This is a genomic window from Cytobacillus oceanisediminis 2691 (assembly GCF_000294775.2).
Lineage (GTDB): Bacteria > Bacillota > Bacilli > Bacillales > Cytobacillaceae > Cytobacillus > Cytobacillus pseudoceanisediminis.
The window spans coordinates 2,217,917-2,236,087 of the sequence record NZ_CP015506.1 but is presented as its reverse complement, the minus strand read 5'-3'; the positions used below and the strand labels follow the sequence as shown (position 1 = coordinate 2,236,087).

The following is an 18,171-nucleotide window of genomic DNA, read 5'->3' as shown; positions in this document are numbered from 1 at the left end:
GCGATTAATTTCGTCGTGATTCGGCTACATTAACTACCATTTTCTTTGGGTTTAATTATTTCGTCGTGATTCGCTCACATTAACTACCGTTTTTCCTTGTGTGTGATTAATTTGGTCGTTATTCAGCGAGATTAACTACCATTTTCTTTGAGTTTAATTATTTTCATCGTGATTCGGCCGCATTAACTACCGTTTTTCCTTGTGTGTGATTAATTTGGTCGTTATTCAGCGAGATTAACTACCATTTTCTTTGAGTTTAATTATTTTCATCGTGATTCGGCCGCATTAACTACCGTTTTTCCTTGTGTGCGATTAATTTGGTCGTTATTCTGTGAGATTAACTACCATTTTCTTTGAGTTTAATTATTTTCGTCGTGATTCGGCCGCATTAACTACCGTTTTTCCTTGTGTGCGATTAATTTGGTCGTTATCCTGTGAGGTTAACTACCATTTTCTTTGAGTTTAATTATTTTCGTCGTGATTCGGCCGCATTAACTAACATTTTTCCTTGTGTGTGATTAATTTGGTCGTTAATCTCCCAGTTGGCTCTCGCCCTTTTCCTCTTTAATGAACAATAGATAAACTTTTCGCTGAATTATTAAAAAATTTAGAATATATTATTGAATATTTCAAAATCTTAGTATAAAATAAGCTCAAGACAAATGGTATACAATATTCCAAATAGAAGGAGGTATGCTCTCGAGCTACATATGAGCAATTCTGCATTTGCAACTAAGTTCAAATAAAACTAAAGGAGTGTTTTAAATGGGTAAATATATTGTATTAACAAATAAAGATACTTTCCAGACCATTCTTGAAAATGAGGGTCTAAAGCCGGTTGAGACATATCATTTTTATTTTTTCGAAAAGCTGAAGGCTAAGTACACAATAGCGGAAGTTTTGGATGAGAATATGAAAATCCAGCTTTATGAAGAGTATGAAGGAAAAGAGTATGTAAATCATATAGGTGTTAAATTTTTTGAGCGGTTTGAAACGCTGGAAGCAGCCAGAGAAGAACTGGATGAAATAGTAAAGGCATCCGGCAATAGTGAAGACTCCATACATTCCAAACTGGTAAAATCTGATGAAGTAGCAGTATAAATGTTATTACTAAACCCGGAGGAAGCCGCTCTTCTTCCGGGTTTCCTGTTCATAAAAAAAAGCGGAAGCGGCTTGTCAGGGGGCAGGCTTCTTGCACTTGACATTTTTCTGTGTTCATAATTCTAACTTTCTTATACTATTGAAAAAACCGCCAAAGATAAGGCGGCTTTACTAGAATTTTAAAGTTCTTCTCAAACGGGCTAATTTTCTTTCTGTTTTCTCAATTGCATATTTGGATCCAAATAGAAAATGGAACATCGGGGCGTCCTCCTTTTTTTCTCTAACCTGTTATCATTATTATATTATGAATTTTTGAGATTCACAACAAAATTGTATACCAAATACCAAAATAACAATAGAAATGTGGCTGATTTTTGAATAAATAAAGAAAAAGTGAAAATTTGGTATACAATTTACTTTTTACCATATATTTCATTTAAGATCGCGAGGGTGTTGATATGCTGAGAGTTTTATTTTTGACCGTGATTGGTTTATATTTGCTGTCCACTTTACTTCCGCAATGGAATATCGATCCCCTCCTCTCTATCTTGTGTTTTATCATAGTAGTTTTAACATTCAGGCTTGCGAAGAGATTTGTACAGATTCTTGGGGGCGTATTCCTGGCTTTTGGTGCTGTGCTGCTTTGGACAAGCGGCTCAGACTGGCAGCAATATATTCTTGCCTTTGGACCAATGCTTGATCTGCTTACCATGTTTACGTTAATACCGATACTGGGGATTCCGGTTAAACTTGGGCGATACGGGGAAGGCATCCAGGCCATTATCCAAAATCGGGTAAAAACATCTGGTCATTTATATATGATGACTTCGGGGATCTCTTACTTTTTTAGCATTTTCATGAATCTTGCCACTCTTCCCATGACGTATTATTCAATCCGGCCGGCACTCGGGAGCTTTCCGGTGCGTAACAAGGAACGATTCATGAGCAGAGCGATTTCCAGGGGGTTTGCAATGCCATTAATCTGGGCGCCTGTTACGCCTATTGTGGGAATTGTGATTACAATGACAGGAGTCAGCTGGGTATCCATCCTCCCCTATGTCATTCCGCTGAGCATATTGGGTTTAGCAATGGATTGGTTTATTGGTTCCCGTCAGTCCCAGCCTATGAAACTCCCCCAGCCCGGCGAAGTAACTGTGCATGAAACGGCTGCAGCCCTGGAAGCAGGTTATGCCGGCCGGCCTGGCAGAGTTTTTCAAATCCTGATAGCCATCGCAATTTTTAATGTTCTTGTATCCCTAGCTGAGACGCAGCTATCTTTGCCTTTCTTAATTCTTGTTTCTTTAATCGTTATTCCATTCGCATTCAGCTGGTCTCTTTTATTAAAAAAAGGGAAAAAATTTGGCGAACAGCTTGCTGAGCATTTTAATACCTTCGCCTTGAGCATGAAGGATCAATTTTTCATTTTTTTATCAACAGGCTTTTTTATCTCAGCCATGAACTTGTCGAATGCAAATGAAGTCCTTTTTGATTGGATTGCAGCTTTTATAAATGTGGCCGGGGTCGAATTTTTCCTGATCATCTTGCCTTTGATCCCTTTAGGGCTGGCATTTCTGGGCCTTCATCCAGCGGTCTCACTTGCATTGATGATTGAAGGCGTCAACCCGGCAGACATCGGAATATCACCGCACATTCTGACAGTTGCGATGCTCTCCGGGGCTGTTTCCGCCTTTTTAGTGGGTCCATATAATGCCACTCTTGGCCTCATGTCAAACATTATCAAAGTCGATTCCTATAAAGTCTCCAACTGGAATATGCCCTTCGCGGCAGTTTATGTTGCTTGTGTGATGTTCTATTTGTTTTTACTGGAAAGATTACTCTAATAGAAAAAGCTGCTGATCAACTAGTTTAATCAGCAGCTTTTTTAGTGGATTCCTTTATTTCTTTCACGATCTCCTGTGCAAAATGCCCCAGGGTGCCTTGACTGTAAGAGCGGATGACTTCAGGTGCCAGGGAGGCAAGAGCTCTTTTAATATAAGCTGGCGGATAGTCTTTGCTGATAAATTCGTTCTCGATTTCGACAGCTGTCTTTATGGCAAAGAATGTTGCCAGTTTGTTAACTTCTACTAATCTTCCTTCACTATCCTTTACGGTTTCCCCCAATGGCTTGATAAGGTCTACTATTGGACCTGGCAGTTGGTCCTCTGAAATAAACAGTCCATTTCCATTCTCCATTAAATCTCTCGAATGCCCCATATACTTCAATCCATATACCTTGAAGGAAGGGAATCTTTCTGAAATGCCTTTCGTTGGAAGTGCAGTCGCCATGTTGATGAAAGCAACTGAAGACTCCACAGGAAACATGCTTTCCATGAAAGAAATCACTTTTCCGGCCGGCAAAGCGAGCAGAATTATATCCATTTGTTTCAGTTCGTCATCGTTTAAAGGGCGTCCGTTAGGGAACTTTTCAGCAAATTGTTCTGCCTTTAATCTGTCGGGATGATAAATGCCGATTGGAAGGTTTGCTTTATGCCAGTGAGTCATCATGGCAGTCCCCAATTTTCCAATCCCTGCTAAACCTATTTTCATCAAATGCCTCCTATTCTGAAAAAAAGACTATCCTCTAAGTTAGTTTATTCTAACTTTGCAGGATAGCCTTTTATTTTTCAAGATTACTGTTTTACCAGATTAAAATAGCTATTAATGTGGCGATAAAAAGGCTGGCGACAACAGGGATAAAGTTTTTCCTGGCCAGTTCCAGCGGTGAAAGCTGAAGGAATCCTGCTACTGCCACAAGGGAAGACCAGGCAACAATTGTTCCTCCGCCCCAGATGGCACCCATCTGCCCGATCGCTGCCAATGTTGAAGGATCGATATGACTTCCATTTGCCAAAGCACCCGATAAGGCACCTGTTAACGGCAGCCCCGAAAAGCCTGAACCATCCAAACCAGTGATCAGACCGACGATTAAAAGACCAAAACCGGCAATAAAGGCATTTTCCGGAATATAAGCCTGTCCTGCCTGTATCATATCAAACAAGAACGCAGGCTTGGCAGCGCTTTCATCCAGGGATAGTATCGTGCCGGTGAAGTCCGAGCTTCCCATAAAGAAGAAACCTGCTATTGGAATAACGGGGGCCATCGCTCTGAAGGCGAAAACAAATCCTTCCGTTAAATGCTCGCTAATTTTATCCAAGGCATGGATGCGATTAAATGCCACGGTGGCGAGCACCAATAAAAGTGTCGCTACCCCTCCGATAAAGGCAGCTCCATCTGTTCCTTCAAATCCGGATCCACCCGCCAGCTTTGTTGAGAACATATAGAGCATAACAGCCAGCATGGATAAGGGCACTACTACGGCAAAGACCTTTCCCCATGTATTTTTTCTCTGGATAGTTTCAGCACTTTCTTCAGCTGTGGCCGCAAGCTCATTGGCTACACCAAAAAATGCTGAATCCTCAGGGTTTAGCGAGGAGTCATGGTGTCCATTTTTAACAATAGATTTTCTATGTGCCAAATAAATATAGCCTAATGCGCATACTCCTGTAATGATGGAAAGAACCAATGTCTTATCAGCAACCAGTGCCTTATCAATTCCAGCTGCTTTGGCGCTTAGCATCGGTGCTACCTGCATGATATAATCAGATGAGAGCGCCATTCCCTGGCCCGCAATGACAATGACCATGGCAGCCGTCATCACAGGCAATCCAGCCCTGACCGCTGCCGGGACAAGCAATGCACAGATAAGCGGGACAGCAGGAGTCGGCCAGAAAAAGAGTGAAATTACATAGGTAGTAACCATTAATACTAAATAGGAAACATGCCCATTGATCATTACCTTCTCAATCGGGCCGATAAGCTTTTTATCAGCTCCCAGGTCTTTCAAAGAATTAAGAAGCGCGATCATAAGGGAAATGATTAAGAATATACTGAACAACTCTTTTGCTGCGAGGAGATTAGCGTTAAATACCGCCTGGAAGCCGGCGATCAGACTTCCTTTATAGATGACTGCCACAAAGAAAGTTCCGATGATAACCGGCAAGACAACGCCTCTTCTAAAAAGCATTGTTGCGATTACAGACACAGTAACAATTGCATAGACCCAATGAGCAAATGTTAACTCCATATATTCCCCTCCGTTTTTCGTATTAAAAATATCTCTCTATAAATAAATTGCAAAAGACAGATTGCAGGAGGCATGATCTGTTTATCTACAGCTGACTATGTAATACCTCAACACTTGGCTTATTCAGGAGGTTTTGAAACATTTTCCAAAAAGCATACTGCATTTGGTGGATTGTATACCAAACTAAGCAAAAAACAAAAAAGCGACAATCTTCGATGTGTTTGTGATATGTGAGTTCGCCAGCCGAATCATCCAATACTATTGACTTATGCTCCTTCAGAAATACAGTTCTAAAGATCAGCCTTACTTCCTCTGGTTGACCACCTCCCATTTTCACTATTTTAAACTTGTATACTATAATAACACTAAAAATAAATATTGTGCAAATAATTTTGAAAATTTAGATGTTTTAATATTTTCTATAAAATATATTGCTCTCTTTATGGATTTAAGTTAAAATCTAGAATAAAATTGCACAAAGTATATCGTATACCGATTTATAAATTCCTAATTTTTAGGGGTGATTCCCAAGAAGGAGTGATAAATATGCTTAAAGCTGGAATTATCGGTTATGGAACGCTGGGGAGAACCATTTCGGAATTAATTGAAGCCGGTCATGCTGGCGACGTGGAATTAAAGTCTGTACTGGTTAGAAGAAAAAAGGGAGCAGAGCATGCTGATAAAAAAACATTTGCTCTAACATCAGATGAAGCAGAATTTTTTAATGGGGATTTAGATATTATCATAGAAGCAGCGGGTCATCAGGCTTTACATATGTTCGGGGAAAAAGTGCTGGCAAATGGAAGCCATCTTGTGGTGCTTTCCGTGGGAGCATTGGGAGACTCCGGTTTTTATGAACAACTGCAGACCGCGGCCAAGCAGCATAACCGGCAGATTTTTATCCCGTCTGCTGCTATCGCCGGTCTGGATCGGATTGCAGCAGGTTCATTGGGGGAAATTGAAAATATTACCTTAATTACAAGAAAGCATCCCCGCAGCTGGAAAGGTACGATTGCGGAAGAAAAAGTGGATTTACATACGCTGACTGAACCATTTTGTATTTATGAAGGGAATGCACGGGAGTCATCCAAGCTGTTTCCGCAGAGCGTGAATGTGTCAGCGGCCCTTAGCCTTGCAGGAATCGGCTTCGAAGATACTAAAGTAAAAGTCTATGCTGATCCAACGATCCAATCGAACAAACATACCATCAAGGCAAAGGGTTATTTTGGCGAAGTGGAGATATCCGTATCGAATGTTCCTTATGAGGAAAATCCAAAATCCAGTCCGATTGTCGCCATGAGTGTGGCAAAGGTTTTAAAAAATTTAACTTCGCCATTTGTGATTGGAGTGTAAAAAAATTAAGAAAGAGCTTCTGCTCTTTCTTAATTTTTCTTTTCACTCTGCTGCACCGCTTCAATATATGCTTTTTTGGAGTTTTCAATATGTATTTTGGTCAGATATTCAGCCATTTCCATTTCTCTATTGACGATGGCTTCCATAATTTTCAAATGCTCCTCCATTGATTTCTTTGCCCTGCCCGGGTTTTTATGCCCGATTTTGGCAAATGCGCGAATGTAATCGGATAATCCGCTCAGCATCTCATAAAGCTTCACATTCTTGGCAGAGCTGTATAGGAGATGATTGAGTTCCCTATGTAATTCAGAAGCATCCTCTTCAGGATTGTTCAAGTATTCCTCGACCTTTTTTATGCTGGCAGTGAACTTGCTTTCCATATCATTATCCAGCTTTTGAACAGCCAATTTTGCAGCCAGTACTTCAAGTGATGATAAAATGGTAAATACTTCGATAATTTCCTTTTCGGAAATATCGGCAACAATTACGCCTTTTCTTGGGACTGTCTTAACAAACCCCTGGGATTCCAGGCGGAACAGCGCTTCCCGAATTGGTGTCCTGCTGATACTTAACCTCTCAGCAAGTTCTCGTTCCACCAGACGGTCTCCCGCTTTAAATTCTCCGTCCAAAATAAGATCCTTAATATGCAGATAAACCCTCTCGCGTATCGAGATCAGATTATCTTCCGTCCAGTTATTCCCCATCCCTTTCCCTCTTTCTCTTTGGTATCCTTACGCTCATTATATCTTACCTATCGGGGTACAGCAATTTTTTGGCTGATTTACCCAATTTATGTTTACGGAACATTCATTTTTTCAATCACTCCTCTGGAAGTACGGTCATTTACCGCTACACGTGAAATGATTTCCGCAATGATTTCAGCCAGTTTTAAAACCAGGTATAATCTCGTGCTATTTAAGGAATTTACAGGTGATAATGGATCAAGCGTGTTGACAATGGCCTTCAAATGATAATCACCCACACTCGGAAGAGCCCGATTCACTGCATTTCCCGGAATAAACGATCCTTCCCTTATTAAAATATAGCCAATTTGCCGCTCGTCGCCGAGGCAGGCATCAATGCCAAATATAAACGGATCATCATAAGTTTCTTTGATTTCTTTAAGAACCTTTTTGATATTCAATGCGTGAACAGGCTCCTTCAAAGTCCCATACACTGGATAGGGAATGTTCTTTTCTTTGAGGATCTTCCCTGCCAGTGGCCCAAGAGAGTCTCCTGTTGAGCGGTCAGAACCGATGCACAAAATTACGATTTCCCTGGATGTGCTGTAAAAAATCTGTTCCAGCTTAGATACCATCTTTTCGATTTCTGCTTCTTCCGTCGTTTCTTTAAAGGAAATATAACTGGCTGCATCGACGGAATTTTTGTTCTGTTTGCTGGATGAAAATGGCCACATCTTGGTCCCTCCTTTCCGGTAATCGTTATTTATATTCCAAATCGTCTTTATTTTTTAATTGATATTCATTCTTAGTGTATACAATGAATGCAGTAATTGTAAATTTTTTTACCAATATATTATGTCCTGCCCAGACTTTTGGCGATATATCCCCGTTAATATCTTTCTACAATCATACTAGAAGCCCAAGCTTTAGTTCATCTCCTTTTTAGATTCCTTTGAAGAATATTTTATTTCCTTATACAAAAAATATTTTTTATGGAGGTGATCAGAATGAAAAAGGATATTAATGATGGAATTGAAAATCGAAACAGCACTTCCCAGGATATTTTGATGGATCGGGTAAATCAGGCTTTTAATAAAGTGGCGGAGGATGTAAGAGGAATGGTTGCAGAGAGTACAGTGAAGAAGAACAACAGATAAAAAGAAGCTGGCTCCATGACCAGCTTCTTCTTTATTAACTTAAAAGCCTGATGATTCCGCAGGAACAATCCCATTATAATCTGTCCAATAGCCTGCTAAAGGATAAGCCGGGATACTATTCCAACTCTCAGGATCCACATCATTTACTTCTCCTGTAACATAGCCATATATCAAGGATTTTAAAGCTAAATAGTTTTGTTTTGTTAAATATCCATTCGATTTCTGCCCCAGGCTGCCATCGCTTGAATTGCCTTTTGTTTCAAAAAACACTGCCGGATGGCTGTGATTTTCCGGGTTTAAACCATTATAATTCAATCCCATCATCATAGCTGAAACGACTCCGCCTTTAATGTCGATATCATAACCTACCTGTTTTTCACTATCAACAATCTGGTAGCGGTCAATATGGGTATAGCCGTATCCGTTCATTTCATCGTAGACAAATGCCATCATCTGTTTCGTTACATCATTGTAGTCTGTTTCCTTTGGCAGTGTTGGCCCGTCTGGTGCTAAGGATATTCCTAAGGAGAAAGATGTTGCTTCATTTGTTCCATAAACCTGTTTTAAGCCTTGATGATGCAAATCGATTGCAAAGTCAGGTTTTAATTCGGCCCAATAAGAATAAACGACTTTAGACTCTTTGGCTTTAAAGCCGCCATCAACTGACCAATCCCGGTTCAAATCCAATAATTGTCCTGTCTCCGTAATCTTTGTACCACGGGTATTCATTTCTGCTCCATCCGGATTGTACATTGGAATGAAGTATAGTGTGGACTCTTCCAGAACGGTCTGTACCTCTTTGGAATTGTTGCTCGCATAAGTTTTTAACAGCTGAAGCGCTGCCTCTGTAACCAGCTTTTCATTTCCATGGATTTGAGCCTGTACCCAGATTTTCTTTTCCCCGGTTCCAACCTTGGCGACATAAATGCTTCTGCCCTGCTCTGATTTGCCAAAGCGGTCGAGTGTAAAAACTTCCACTTTCCCCTTGCTAATCTGCTCAATGCCGTTGAGCGTTTTCACGACCTCCTCGTAGGAGAGCATGCTGTTAATACTTGTGTTTCCATTTGTAGATGGCCCTCCTGGTACGGTTGCCGCAAAGGAAAGTGTGGAGTACAGCATAACAAGAAATGCTGTCAGCAATGTGATTTTCCCTGACGGTTTCTTCATATGTATTTCATCCTTTCTATTAGCCCCTTTCTTCGGGACTCTAAAGAAATGATAAGGGATGGGCTTGTCCCTTGACAGAGAAAAAAGAATGAATTTTCCGCTAATTCAGAAGATCATTTTGTTAATTGTGGTAATTTGATTAAGAATAAAGAACTGTTTTGTGCTGTAAATCGATAAAGTGTGACAAAAACCAACATATTCCCCTCTTCCTTTTTTCCTAAAGTTAAAAATGATAAATCTTTATTAAAAATTAACTATTTCGCCTTCCGAAAAAGGTGTTATAATACTATTTATAAAATTTTACAGAAATGAAGGCGAGTTGTTTGAAAAAGAGATTATGGCTTATTTATGGAATGCTGACTTTGGCTACTGCTACATGGGGCAGTGCTTTTATTGCCGGCAAGTTTGCTGTTCAAAGCTTTGAACCTGCAACAGTTGCTTTTTTGCGGTTTTTGGGAGCTGCCATTTTGCTTTTTCCGCTCATGTGGATCATGGAAAAAGACCGGAAACGACCGAATTTGAAAGATCATGGATTGTTTGCTCTTTTGGGCCTGACCGGAATTGCCTTATATAATATTTGTTTTTTCCTGGCCACAAAGCATGCGCCCGTGATTAAAAGCTCATTATTTATTGCTTCAAACCCGGTGCTGATTGTCCTTTTATCAGGGTTATTTCTAAAAGAAAAGATAACAAAAAATCATATCATTGGAATGGTCGTTGCTTTGACAGGTGTAGTGTTTATTATAACAGATGGCCATTTGCTTACTCTTTTCCAATATGGCTTTGAACCGATTGACTTCGTATTGCTGGGAGCTGTGGTGAGCTGGGCCATCTATAGTGTTGTGGGGAAAGTGGTTTTGAAAAAATTCAGCTCAGTGGAGTCCACTACTTATGCAGTTGCCTATGGAACCTTATTTCTATTGCCATTCGCTTCTGCTGAAACATCGTGGATGGATATCCAGCAAGCCAGCATGACGACATGGACTGCTATAGCCCATATGAGCATTTTTGTTACCGTGGTTTCATTTGTCATGTATTATAACGGAATTAAAGAGGTCGGTGCGGCCAAAGCCTCAATTTTTATTAATGTGATGCCTGTATCTGCCGTTATCATGGCTACGGTCTTTTTGGGTGAAACATTCACCATGGCTCATGGAATAGGGGCAGCCTTTGTTCTGACAGGTGTTTATATAGGAACAAATGCGAAAATGTTTAAAAGAAGGATGCATAAACAGTCAATGAAAAATGAGACAGCATAAGAATGCAGTCTCATTTTTTTCATTGCGAAAAAAGGTTACTCGTGATCATAATAGCTTTTTTGTTTCTGTATAAAAGAACGGGCGAGCTCAATTGCTTTTTGTGCCTCACCTATTTCTGAATAAAAATGGAAAAGCTTTTTCTTATAATGGTCGATTAAAATGCCATAGCCAATTTTCTTAAAGTACGGCAAAGCTGTTTCCTCAATAAATTGATAGTATTGCAGTTCTTCTTTTTTCAATAGATAGAGATGAAGCTGAAAATAAATCCAGGTAAATGAATCAGCTGCTTTTGCCCTCTCCATGCCCTCTTCAGCTAATTTTATTAGCGCACTGCCGGCCTGAAGTTTTCCTTTATAACAGGTATGGATGTAACCATCTAAAGCAGTTAAATAGTGAGGAGCATTTTCGGCAGTAAGCTTAAGTGCTTCTTCATAAAGGCCTGCTGATTCCCTGTATTTCTTTCGGCGAAAATATTCGAATGCCAGATTATGATAAAGCTTGGATTTCCGGTCACCTGAATTACACGCATCACATAACTTAATTAACTGTTCATATTTTTCCTTTGTTTCATTAAAATCATGTAGTTCTTTGGCATTTAGCTGAACAATCAGCAGCATTTCTGTGTCTATAATGCGGAGAATATTTAAGGTTCTTTGAAAATATTGAAGAGCCTTTTTCCCGTAATAATAGGCTGTAATATTTGAATGGATGGAATGGTAAGCAATCGCTAGGTGGTAATAGTATTCATCATAGTTGTACTGATCTCTGTCAATGGAAGCTAAACAGCTGATACAGTCACGGTATTGACCTGTAAGAAAGTAATAGATGCCCTGGATATGTTTCAACAGATTCGCATCATGAGGCGAAAAGGCAGCGGAAGCTTTATTAAGATCCGAGATTAATTTTGAGGCTGACTCCAAATCACTCACAGATAAATAGAACCTTGCTGACAGAAGCCCATATAGAGTCTGAAAATCTGGCATATGAATCAGTTTTTCAACCTGCAGCTCCTTTTTTATCTGTTTTGATTCCTGTATTCGCTGCATGATCATGCTCTCATGCCATTCATCCAGCCTCTTTGCAAGCTGATGATATCGAAGTATTTCTTCTTCGGGATTAATGCCGAGCCTCCTGGCCAGGAGGTGTGTAATTTCCCCGGAGTATTCGGTAATCCCCCTTTCAATTTTACTTAAATGGGTTACTGAACAAATCCCTTCTCCCAGCTGACCCTGAGTTAGGCCTTCTCGTTCCCTGTAAAACTTAATTATTTTCCCAATGATCATGCTGCACCTCGATATTAAAGTTTCTATTATTATAGTGAAATCACCAGTGATTTTCTATAGGTTAATAGAAACAGGCAGTAGACCTGTCTCCCGCCATCTGTGGAAATGTATCTTAATAGATAGGAGGAAGCTTAAAAAGATTACCCCACAATGGCAGTGGCAGCTCGTTTGCTGGATATTTTTGATCTCTGTTCTTTATGACGACTGTTTTCTTTTCCCCGATTTCGCTTTCGTCTTCATAAACGCTTTATGGCGACCGTTTTCTTTTCCTCTCTTACATTTTCGTCGTCATGAGCCCTCCATGACGACCATTTTCTTTTCCTCTCTTGCATTTTCGTCGTCATGAACGCTCCATAACGACCATTTTCTTTTCCTCTCTTGCATTTTCGTCGTCATGAACCCTCCATGACGACCGTTTTCTTTTCCTCTCTTGTATTTTCGTCGTCATGAGCCATCCATGACGGCCATTTTCTTTTCCTCTCTTGCACTTTCGTCGTCATGAACGCTCCTTGGCGACCGTTTTCTTTCCCTCTCTTGCATTTTCGTCGTCATGAGCCCTCCATGGCGACCGTATTAATTCCTTTAGTCGCCATGAGCTCTTCAGAAAATCTGGCAAGTAATTAATTTACAAAACTAACACAAAAAAGGACACTCCTTCAATCAGAAGTGTCCAATCTGCATATATTATTTCGAAGCGACACTGCCCTGGAACACACGCTTTAAAGCATTTGCCGCCTGCTCAATCGATTTTCTTCCCTGCTCCAGTACACCTGGCATCCAGAAGAAGCCATGGATCATGCCGTCATACCGTTTGGCTTCGACCGGGACGCCTGCTTCTTTTAAGCGTTCAGCATAGGCTTCCCCTTCATCCCGCAGCGGGTCAAACTGTTAATATGGCATTAGAATCTACCATTTTGGATAATATCCAGAATTTAGAGGATGTCGAGAGTCATGAGGAAAAGCTGTATAAAATTCTAGAGGTTTATATGAACGTTTTCCCTGTAAAGAATGCCCATTTATTCCGGTATTCACCTTTAGGTTTTATTGGTGAAGGAAAAATCGCAATAACGTGCCACGGATTAATTCATATCAGAGATATCAGGGATGATATTCGTTCATTGCCGCTCATTTACTCCGCCCTTTATGAACGAAAAGCAAAATATTGTTCTGGGATCGAGTACCTTAAGCAAATAAACATCAAATACATAACAACTTCCAATGTCAACTCCTTCCTGGCTATCCCTATCTGCTTTGGTGCCGTTCCTATCGGCTATATTTGCACAAACGAATTTGATGAGCACGGAAAAATATCTGATCAGCAGCTTTCTTCTTATACACAATTTGGTCAACACGTAGGAAAAACCCTTGAAAAAACGGAAGGAAAAGGAGATGCCCGGCTATTAAGCAGAAGAGAAATGGAGGTCATGAAAAGGATTTCCTGGGGGGAAAGCATCAAAGAAATGGCTGATTCCATGTTTATCAGTCAAGTCACCATCAACCAGTATATTAAAACAGCTATTAGGAAACTGGGAGCTCAAAACCGGACACAGGCAATTGCGGAGATGTTTCGACGAGGGATGATTTCGTAATTAGCACACCAAAAAGGCCCTTTTCTTAAAGAGAGGGCCTTTTTTCAGTTTATTTCTCCATCATCAATTTTAAAATCAGCTCATCCGTATGACGGGTTCCTTCATTCCCTAATTTACAAAAACTCTCGATGCTCTTTTCAACGTCATCGTGAATAAATCCATCGGTTGATTTGATTTCCTGATCGTTGAGCGCAAGGAGGGCAGACTGCACAGCTACATTGGAGCAGGTAGATACTTTCATGGCACAGCCGGCTTTTGCTCCGTCACAGATCATTCCGGAAACATTCCCAATTGTGTTTTGTATGGCTGCTTTAATTTGCTGAAGCTCTCCATCCAGCAAATATACGATGGCTCCACTTGCCCCCATTCCTGCAGCTGTTACACCGCATAATGCTGAAAGCCGGCCAAATTTAGATTTAATATGAATGGTTATCAGATGACTGAGTGCCACTGCCCTAATCATTTTTTCCTCAGAAACCTTTAGTCTTTCTGCAGCAGCAACAACTGGAAGTGTGACTGCGATTCCCTGGTTGCCGCTTCCGGTATTTGCCATGACAGGCAGAGTGGAGCCTGCCATTCTCGCATCTGATCCAGCTGCTGCCAAAGACATTGCTGCAGTGGCAATATCATCAGACAAGATGCCCATTTTCACATTTTTCTTTATCGTTTTCCCTACCTTTAAGCCATATTCGCCTGAAAGGCCTTCCATTCCAATGACCCGATTAAGCTCGATACTCTTTTTGACAAGTGATAAGGAACTGATTTCTGCATTAAGCACCCATTCATATATCTCATCAATAGAAAGTGCAATTAATTCATCTTCTTCCGATTGAATTCCTATATTTTCACATCCGCCCTGGTAGATAGCCTTTCCATCAACCTCTATTAAAGTAATATTGCTGTGGTTATCAGAGATTACCACTCTGGCAGTCTGCATATCTGTTTTTAATTCCGCTTCGATAAACAGCCTTTTTGGCGTCTCCGCCTGGAGGGAAATTACTTTTCCTTCTTCAATAAGTTTCAGCGCCAAAAGTTCATCTTCTGGCCCCACTCCCTCTAATACTTCCAGCTTTCTTGCAGGGTCCCCTGCCACAGCGCCGATTGCCGCTGCGAAATCAAGACCATAGGAACTCATGCCGGGTATTCCTACTGACTTAGCATTTTTAATAATATTTCCGCTCGCTTTTAAGCAAAGCTCTTTTATTTCCCCTTTTGCATGGCTCTTTGCAGTGGCTGCAGCAAGTGCAATCGCAACAGGTTCCGTACATCCAAGGGCAACCACTAATTCTTTTTCCAGAATTCTTAAGATCTTGTGCTTCTCCATTTTTCATACCCCTAATTGTTTAAAGTAAAAGAATAAACTTTAACTATTATAATCCAAATAGTGAAAAATTAAGAGAGGCAATATTTCCTTCCACGCTAAAACTCATAGGAATCAGAAAAATAGGAGCAGCTCTGTCTGTTTAATCTTTGCTGAATAATGCACTGAGATTCTTCAACGTATATAATCTTCCAGTCACCATAAACAGGCTGTTATAGTTTCTATGTACATATTCATCTATAATGGTGAGCCCTTTTACAAACCGGTCCACCAAATAATTTGTATACTTTGGGTCCCAGACAAAGCGATTGATTCTGAACAGCTCATCTGCGAGGATATGAAACTTAAAGTCTGCAGCAATCAATTTGATTTGATGTATTTTGTCAGTGTCCATATAAAAGATATTTCTTTCAAGATTTTTATCGAGAAAGTCAAGAAAGTCCTTAATATTTTCAGCGAGCAGGTTAGCCTTTTCCATCTCAAATAGCATATCAACATCTCCTTAAGCACAAGTGCGATTAAGAAATGTGTATGATAGTCGGGCATAATTTAAAACAGTTCACCATGCAAAAACCGCCTGGATTCTCCCCAGACGGTTTTCGAGTACTACTTCAGAAGCCCCTCCTTTTCCAAATACTCCCGGGCAGTTTCTTCTGCACTTGCCCCTTCCACATTGACTTTATAATTCATTTCACGCATTTCATCGTCGCTAATTTTACCACTCAATTTGTTCAAGGCTCTAACCAATTCGGGGTGTTCCTCGACTGTTTCAGCTCTTAGCAATGGTGCACCCTGATACGGAGGGAACAGATTCTTGTCATCCTCCAGGACAGTGAGGTTATATCTTGCTATTTCACTATCTGTTGAATAAGCATCCACTAGGTTGATTTCGCCTTTTTCGATTGCTCCATAGCGCAGCTTAGGCTCCATGGTTAAAACAGTTGGAAATTCCACGCCATATAGCTCCTGGATTCCACGATAACCATCTTCCCGATCCGAAAATTCAAGGGTGAAGCCAGCTTTTATGTTTTTCTCGACAGCTTTTAGATCTGAAATAGATTGCAGGCCAATTTCCTCGGCCAATTGCTTAGGAACTGCCAAAGCATAGGTATTATTGTATGCCATCGGTTCTAACAGCTCCATGTCGTATTGTTCTTTCATTCCTTTTCTCGCCTGCTCATAAACCTCTCCACTCTCGGTGCTTACCGCTGTCTCTTTTAAAAATTCAGCAATGGCCGTACCGGTAAACTCAGGATACGCATCGATGCTGCCTGATTTCAGCGCATTGAAGACAAACGACGTTTTTCCTAATCCTGGCTGTAACTCAACGTTAAGGTCGGTTTCATTTTCAATCAGTAATTTGTACATATTGATAAGGATTTCCGGTTCTGAACCAAGCTTCCCGCCAATGACAAGATTCTCTTCTGATTTATTTGTCACTAAAGGGATGGCCATAACCAGTATCATCGCACAAATAAATATCCCCAGCGCTGTGAGCGATCTTTTAAATGACATATGCTCGAAGCGGCGCAGCAGCATGTCAAAAAGGATTGCCAATATGGCTGCAGGTATGGCCCCAAGAACGATCAGTGCCGTATTATTCCGGTCGATTCCAAGGAGGATCAGTTCTCCCAGTCCTCCTGCTCCAATTAATGCTGCAAGTGTAGCCGTTCCAACAATTAAAACCATAGCTGTCCGGATTCCGGCCATTATCACCGGCATGGCGAGAGGAAGCTCTACCTTCAAGAGCCTTTTCCGCCTGTTCATTCCCATTGCCCTTGCCGCTTCGATAATGGAATCATCCACTTCCTTTATGCCTGTATATGTATTTCTTAGTATGGGCAGAAGTGCATATACGACTAGTGCGATAATTGCCGGAACTTTCCCAATGCCGAATAAGGGAATTAAAAGACCAAGCAAAGCTAAAGAGGGCACAGTCTGCAATACTGCCGTCACTCCAATGATCCCTTCTGCTATTTTTTGTTTGTTAGCCAGATAAATTCCAAGCGGGATCGCAATCAGGACTGCGAAAAACAAAGCAATAAGCGAAATCTGTATATGTTCAATAAGTACACTTAATAATTGCCCTTTCCTTTCATTAAAAACAGAGCTGAAGGTGTTCATGACCTCACCTCTTTCTTCATGCTGCCAGCCAGCTTACGAATAACGGCCTGCCTGTTAACCATTCCAATGATGTTTCCGCCCTCTTCCACAGCAAGTTCATCTTGAGCGGCCAATAAGTTAAGAGTTTCTTCCAGTGAAGCCGAGACGGAAATGACTGCCCCGTTCTGTTCGGTTTCTGAAATCGGCTGGAGGATATCTTGAAGGCTGAATCCCTCCATGTAAGGTCCCCGCTCTTCCCCGACAAACTGCCGGACAAAGTCATCCTCCGGGTTAGCAAGAAGCTCCTCTGGAGTGCCAACTTGCACGATTTTCCCGTCCTTCATGACACAAATGCGGTCACCAAGCTTTAAAGCTTCCTTCATGTCATGTGTGACAAAGACGATTGTCTTCTCTATTTTTTTCTGGAGATGGATTAGGTCGTCCTGAAGCTTTTCCCTGCTTATGGGATCCAGCGCACTAAAAGGCTCGTCCATCAGGATGATAGGCGGATTGGCGGCCAGGGCTCTTGTTACTCCGACTCTCTGCTGCTGTCCCCCTGAGAGTTCATGTGGCCTTCTGCTGCGGTAGATGTCAGGCTCCAATCCGACCATTCCCAATAACTCATCAATCCGTTCTTGGATTTTTCCCTGTTCCCAGTTCTTTAGCTCGGGTACTATTGCGATGTTCTCCGCAATTGTCATGTGAGGAAAAAGGGCAATTTGCTGGAGGACATAGCCGATATCCCAGCGGAGCTCATGAATGTCATAGTCACTTATCCGTTTGCCTTTAATGGATATCGTTCCTGATGTCAAAGGAATCAGTCTATTAATCATCTTCAGAACGGTTGTTTTTCCAGAACCGCTCGGACCGATAATAACGAAGAACTCGCCTTCTTTTATATGTAAATTAATTGAATCAACAGCCTTGGTTCCATTCCCATACTGTTTTGACACATTGTCAAATCGAATCATTGCTCCACCCCTCTAATAAGTTCACATCTGGATTGTTCCCTAAATATTTTACGGAAAAACAGCCGTGCAGAAGTTTTCTATTTACCGTTATACCATCATA

General features: G+C 41.0%; 17 protein-coding genes. 6 read left to right on the top strand and 11 right to left on the bottom strand.

Annotated features, from left to right (window positions below; all coding sequences use genetic code 11):
* The first annotated feature begins 765 nt into the window (after positions 1-765).
* On the top strand, positions 766-1,101 hold the full coding sequence (locus A361_RS11445; RefSeq protein ID WP_009330450.1) for a hypothetical protein: 336 nt from the start codon (positions 766-768) through the stop codon (positions 1,099-1,101).
* 458 nt (positions 1,102-1,559) lie between these two features.
* The gene (locus A361_RS11440; protein WP_019382032.1) at positions 1,560-2,942 is read left to right on the top strand and encodes a hypothetical protein; all 1,383 of its coding nucleotides are present in this window, start codon (positions 1,560-1,562) and stop codon (positions 2,940-2,942) included.
* A 25-nt stretch (positions 2,943-2,967) separates the two neighbouring features.
* Here A361_RS11440 and A361_RS11435 read toward each other — a convergent pair whose 3' ends face one another.
* Complete coding sequence (locus A361_RS11435) at positions 2,968-3,648, bottom strand: NAD(P)-binding domain-containing protein (RefSeq protein WP_019382031.1); 681 nt, start codon at positions 3,646-3,648, stop codon at positions 2,968-2,970.
* A gap of 91 nt (positions 3,649-3,739) precedes the next feature.
* A complete protein-coding gene (locus A361_RS11430; RefSeq protein WP_009330453.1) occupies positions 3,740-5,185 on the bottom strand; it encodes a hypothetical protein in 1,446 nt (481 codons plus the stop codon).
* A 546-nt stretch (positions 5,186-5,731) separates the two neighbouring features.
* On the opposite strand from A361_RS11430, the gene nadX reads away from it, so the two are divergent.
* Positions 5,732-6,538 carry an aspartate dehydrogenase gene (nadX, locus tag A361_RS11425; RefSeq protein WP_009330454.1) on the top strand — a complete coding sequence of 269 codons (807 nt, stop codon included), beginning with the start codon at positions 5,732-5,734 and terminating at the stop codon, positions 6,536-6,538.
* Positions 6,539-6,567: 29 nt separating this feature from the next.
* Here the strand turns inward: nadX and A361_RS11420 are convergent, their stop codons facing one another.
* Both A361_RS11420 and yyaC read right to left on the bottom strand, forming a co-directional pair.
* Positions 6,568-7,242 (bottom strand): GntR family transcriptional regulator, encoded by a 675-nt coding sequence (locus A361_RS11420; protein WP_009330455.1) that lies wholly within the window; start codon positions 7,240-7,242, stop codon positions 6,568-6,570.
* Positions 7,243-7,334: 92 nt separating this feature from the next.
* Positions 7,335-7,955 carry a spore protease YyaC gene (gene yyaC / locus A361_RS11415; RefSeq protein WP_019382030.1) on the bottom strand — a complete coding sequence of 207 codons (621 nt, stop codon included), beginning with the start codon at positions 7,953-7,955 and terminating at the stop codon, positions 7,335-7,337.
* A gap of 273 nt (positions 7,956-8,228) precedes the next feature.
* Here yyaC and A361_RS29910 point away from each other — a divergent pair, with 273 nt between their 5' ends.
* Entirely contained in the window at positions 8,229-8,378 is a 150-nt protein-coding gene (locus A361_RS29910; RefSeq protein ID WP_019382029.1) for a hypothetical protein, read from the top strand.
* A gap of 39 nt (positions 8,379-8,417) precedes the next feature.
* Here the strand turns inward: A361_RS29910 and A361_RS11410 are convergent, their stop codons facing one another.
* Entirely contained in the window at positions 8,418-9,545 is a 1,128-nt protein-coding gene (locus A361_RS11410) for a M14 family zinc carboxypeptidase (protein WP_019382028.1), read from the bottom strand.
* 308 nt (positions 9,546-9,853) lie between these two features.
* Here A361_RS11410 and A361_RS11405 point away from each other — a divergent pair, with 308 nt between their 5' ends.
* Positions 9,854-10,804: a DMT family transporter gene (locus tag A361_RS11405; protein ID WP_033196557.1), complete on the top strand. Its 951-nt coding sequence runs from the start codon at positions 9,854-9,856 to the stop codon at positions 10,802-10,804.
* Positions 10,805-10,839: 35 nt separating this feature from the next.
* On the opposite strand, the gene A361_RS11400 is transcribed toward A361_RS11405, so the two are convergent.
* Together A361_RS11400 and A361_RS31235 are read right to left on the bottom strand one after the other, a co-directional pair.
* Positions 10,840-12,087 (bottom strand): helix-turn-helix domain-containing protein, encoded by a 1,248-nt coding sequence (locus A361_RS11400; protein ID WP_019382026.1) that lies wholly within the window; start codon positions 12,085-12,087, stop codon positions 10,840-10,842.
* Positions 12,088-12,771: 684 nt separating this feature from the next.
* On the bottom strand, positions 12,772-12,963 hold the full coding sequence (locus A361_RS31235) for an alpha/beta hydrolase (protein WP_082919373.1): 192 nt from the start codon (positions 12,961-12,963) through the stop codon (positions 12,772-12,774).
* 17 nt (positions 12,964-12,980) lie between these two features.
* Here A361_RS31235 and A361_RS11395 point away from each other — a divergent pair, with 17 nt between their 5' ends.
* Positions 12,981-13,676, top strand: coding sequence for a response regulator transcription factor (locus tag A361_RS11395; protein ID WP_019382022.1), 696 nt, complete (start codon positions 12,981-12,983; stop codon positions 13,674-13,676).
* 49 nt (positions 13,677-13,725) lie between these two features.
* Here the strand turns inward: A361_RS11395 and A361_RS11390 are convergent, their stop codons facing one another.
* The 4 genes from A361_RS11390 to A361_RS11375 form a co-directional block, all read right to left on the bottom strand.
* Positions 13,726-15,000 carry a serine dehydratase subunit alpha family protein gene (locus A361_RS11390; RefSeq protein WP_009330461.1) on the bottom strand — a complete coding sequence of 425 codons (1,275 nt, stop codon included), beginning with the start codon at positions 14,998-15,000 and terminating at the stop codon, positions 13,726-13,728.
* Positions 15,001-15,139: 139 nt separating this feature from the next.
* Positions 15,140-15,487 (bottom strand): hypothetical protein, encoded by a 348-nt coding sequence (locus A361_RS11385; protein ID WP_009330462.1) that lies wholly within the window; start codon positions 15,485-15,487, stop codon positions 15,140-15,142.
* Positions 15,488-15,603: 116 nt separating this feature from the next.
* Positions 15,604-17,121: an osmoprotectant update ABC transporter permease/substrate-binding subunit OpuFB gene (opuFB, locus tag A361_RS11380; protein WP_019382021.1), complete on the bottom strand. Its 1,518-nt coding sequence runs from the start codon at positions 17,119-17,121 to the stop codon at positions 15,604-15,606.
* Positions 17,118-18,071: an ABC transporter ATP-binding protein gene (locus tag A361_RS11375; RefSeq protein WP_019382020.1), complete on the bottom strand. Its 954-nt coding sequence runs from the start codon at positions 18,069-18,071 to the stop codon at positions 17,118-17,120. Before A361_RS11375 ends, opuFB begins: the two co-directional genes overlap by 4 nt.
* Positions 18,072-18,171 lie beyond the last annotated feature (100 nt).

Bases quoted from the DNA above. Each gene is read 5' to 3' on its own strand.
- A361_RS11445 (WP_009330450.1), top strand. From the start codon at position 766: ATGGGTAAATATATTGTATTAACAAATAAAGATACTTTCCAGACCATT.
- A361_RS11440 (WP_019382032.1), top strand. From the start codon at position 1,560: ATGCTGAGAGTTTTATTTTTGACCGTGATTGGTTTATATTTGCTGTCC.
- A361_RS11435 (WP_019382031.1), bottom strand. From the start codon at position 3,648: ATGAAAATAGGTTTAGCAGGGATTGGAAAATTGGGGACTGCCATGATG.
- A361_RS11430 (WP_009330453.1), bottom strand. From the start codon at position 5,185: ATGGAGTTAACATTTGCTCATTGGGTCTATGCAATTGTTACTGTGTCT.
- nadX (WP_009330454.1), top strand. From the start codon at position 5,732: ATGCTTAAAGCTGGAATTATCGGTTATGGAACGCTGGGGAGAACCATT.
- A361_RS11420 (WP_009330455.1), bottom strand. From the start codon at position 7,242: ATGGGGAATAACTGGACGGAAGATAATCTGATCTCGATACGCGAGAGG.
- yyaC (WP_019382030.1), bottom strand. From the start codon at position 7,955: ATGTGGCCATTTTCATCCAGCAAACAGAACAAAAATTCCGTCGATGCA.
- A361_RS29910 (WP_019382029.1), top strand. From the start codon at position 8,229: ATGAAAAAGGATATTAATGATGGAATTGAAAATCGAAACAGCACTTCC.
- A361_RS11410 (WP_019382028.1), bottom strand. From the start codon at position 9,545: ATGAAGAAACCGTCAGGGAAAATCACATTGCTGACAGCATTTCTTGTT.
- A361_RS11405 (WP_033196557.1), top strand. From the start codon at position 9,854: ATGAAGGCGAGTTGTTTGAAAAAGAGATTATGGCTTATTTATGGAATG.
- A361_RS11400 (WP_019382026.1), bottom strand. From the start codon at position 12,087: ATGATCATTGGGAAAATAATTAAGTTTTACAGGGAACGAGAAGGCCTA.
- A361_RS11395 (WP_019382022.1), top strand. From the start codon at position 12,981: ATGGCATTAGAATCTACCATTTTGGATAATATCCAGAATTTAGAGGAT.
- A361_RS11390 (WP_009330461.1), bottom strand. From the start codon at position 15,000: ATGGAGAAGCACAAGATCTTAAGAATTCTGGAAAAAGAATTAGTGGTT.
- A361_RS11385 (WP_009330462.1), bottom strand. From the start codon at position 15,487: ATGCTATTTGAGATGGAAAAGGCTAACCTGCTCGCTGAAAATATTAAG.
- opuFB (WP_019382021.1), bottom strand. From the start codon at position 17,121: ATGAACACCTTCAGCTCTGTTTTTAATGAAAGGAAAGGGCAATTATTA.
- A361_RS11375 (WP_019382020.1), bottom strand. From the start codon at position 18,071: ATGATTCGATTTGACAATGTGTCAAAACAGTATGGGAATGGAACCAAG.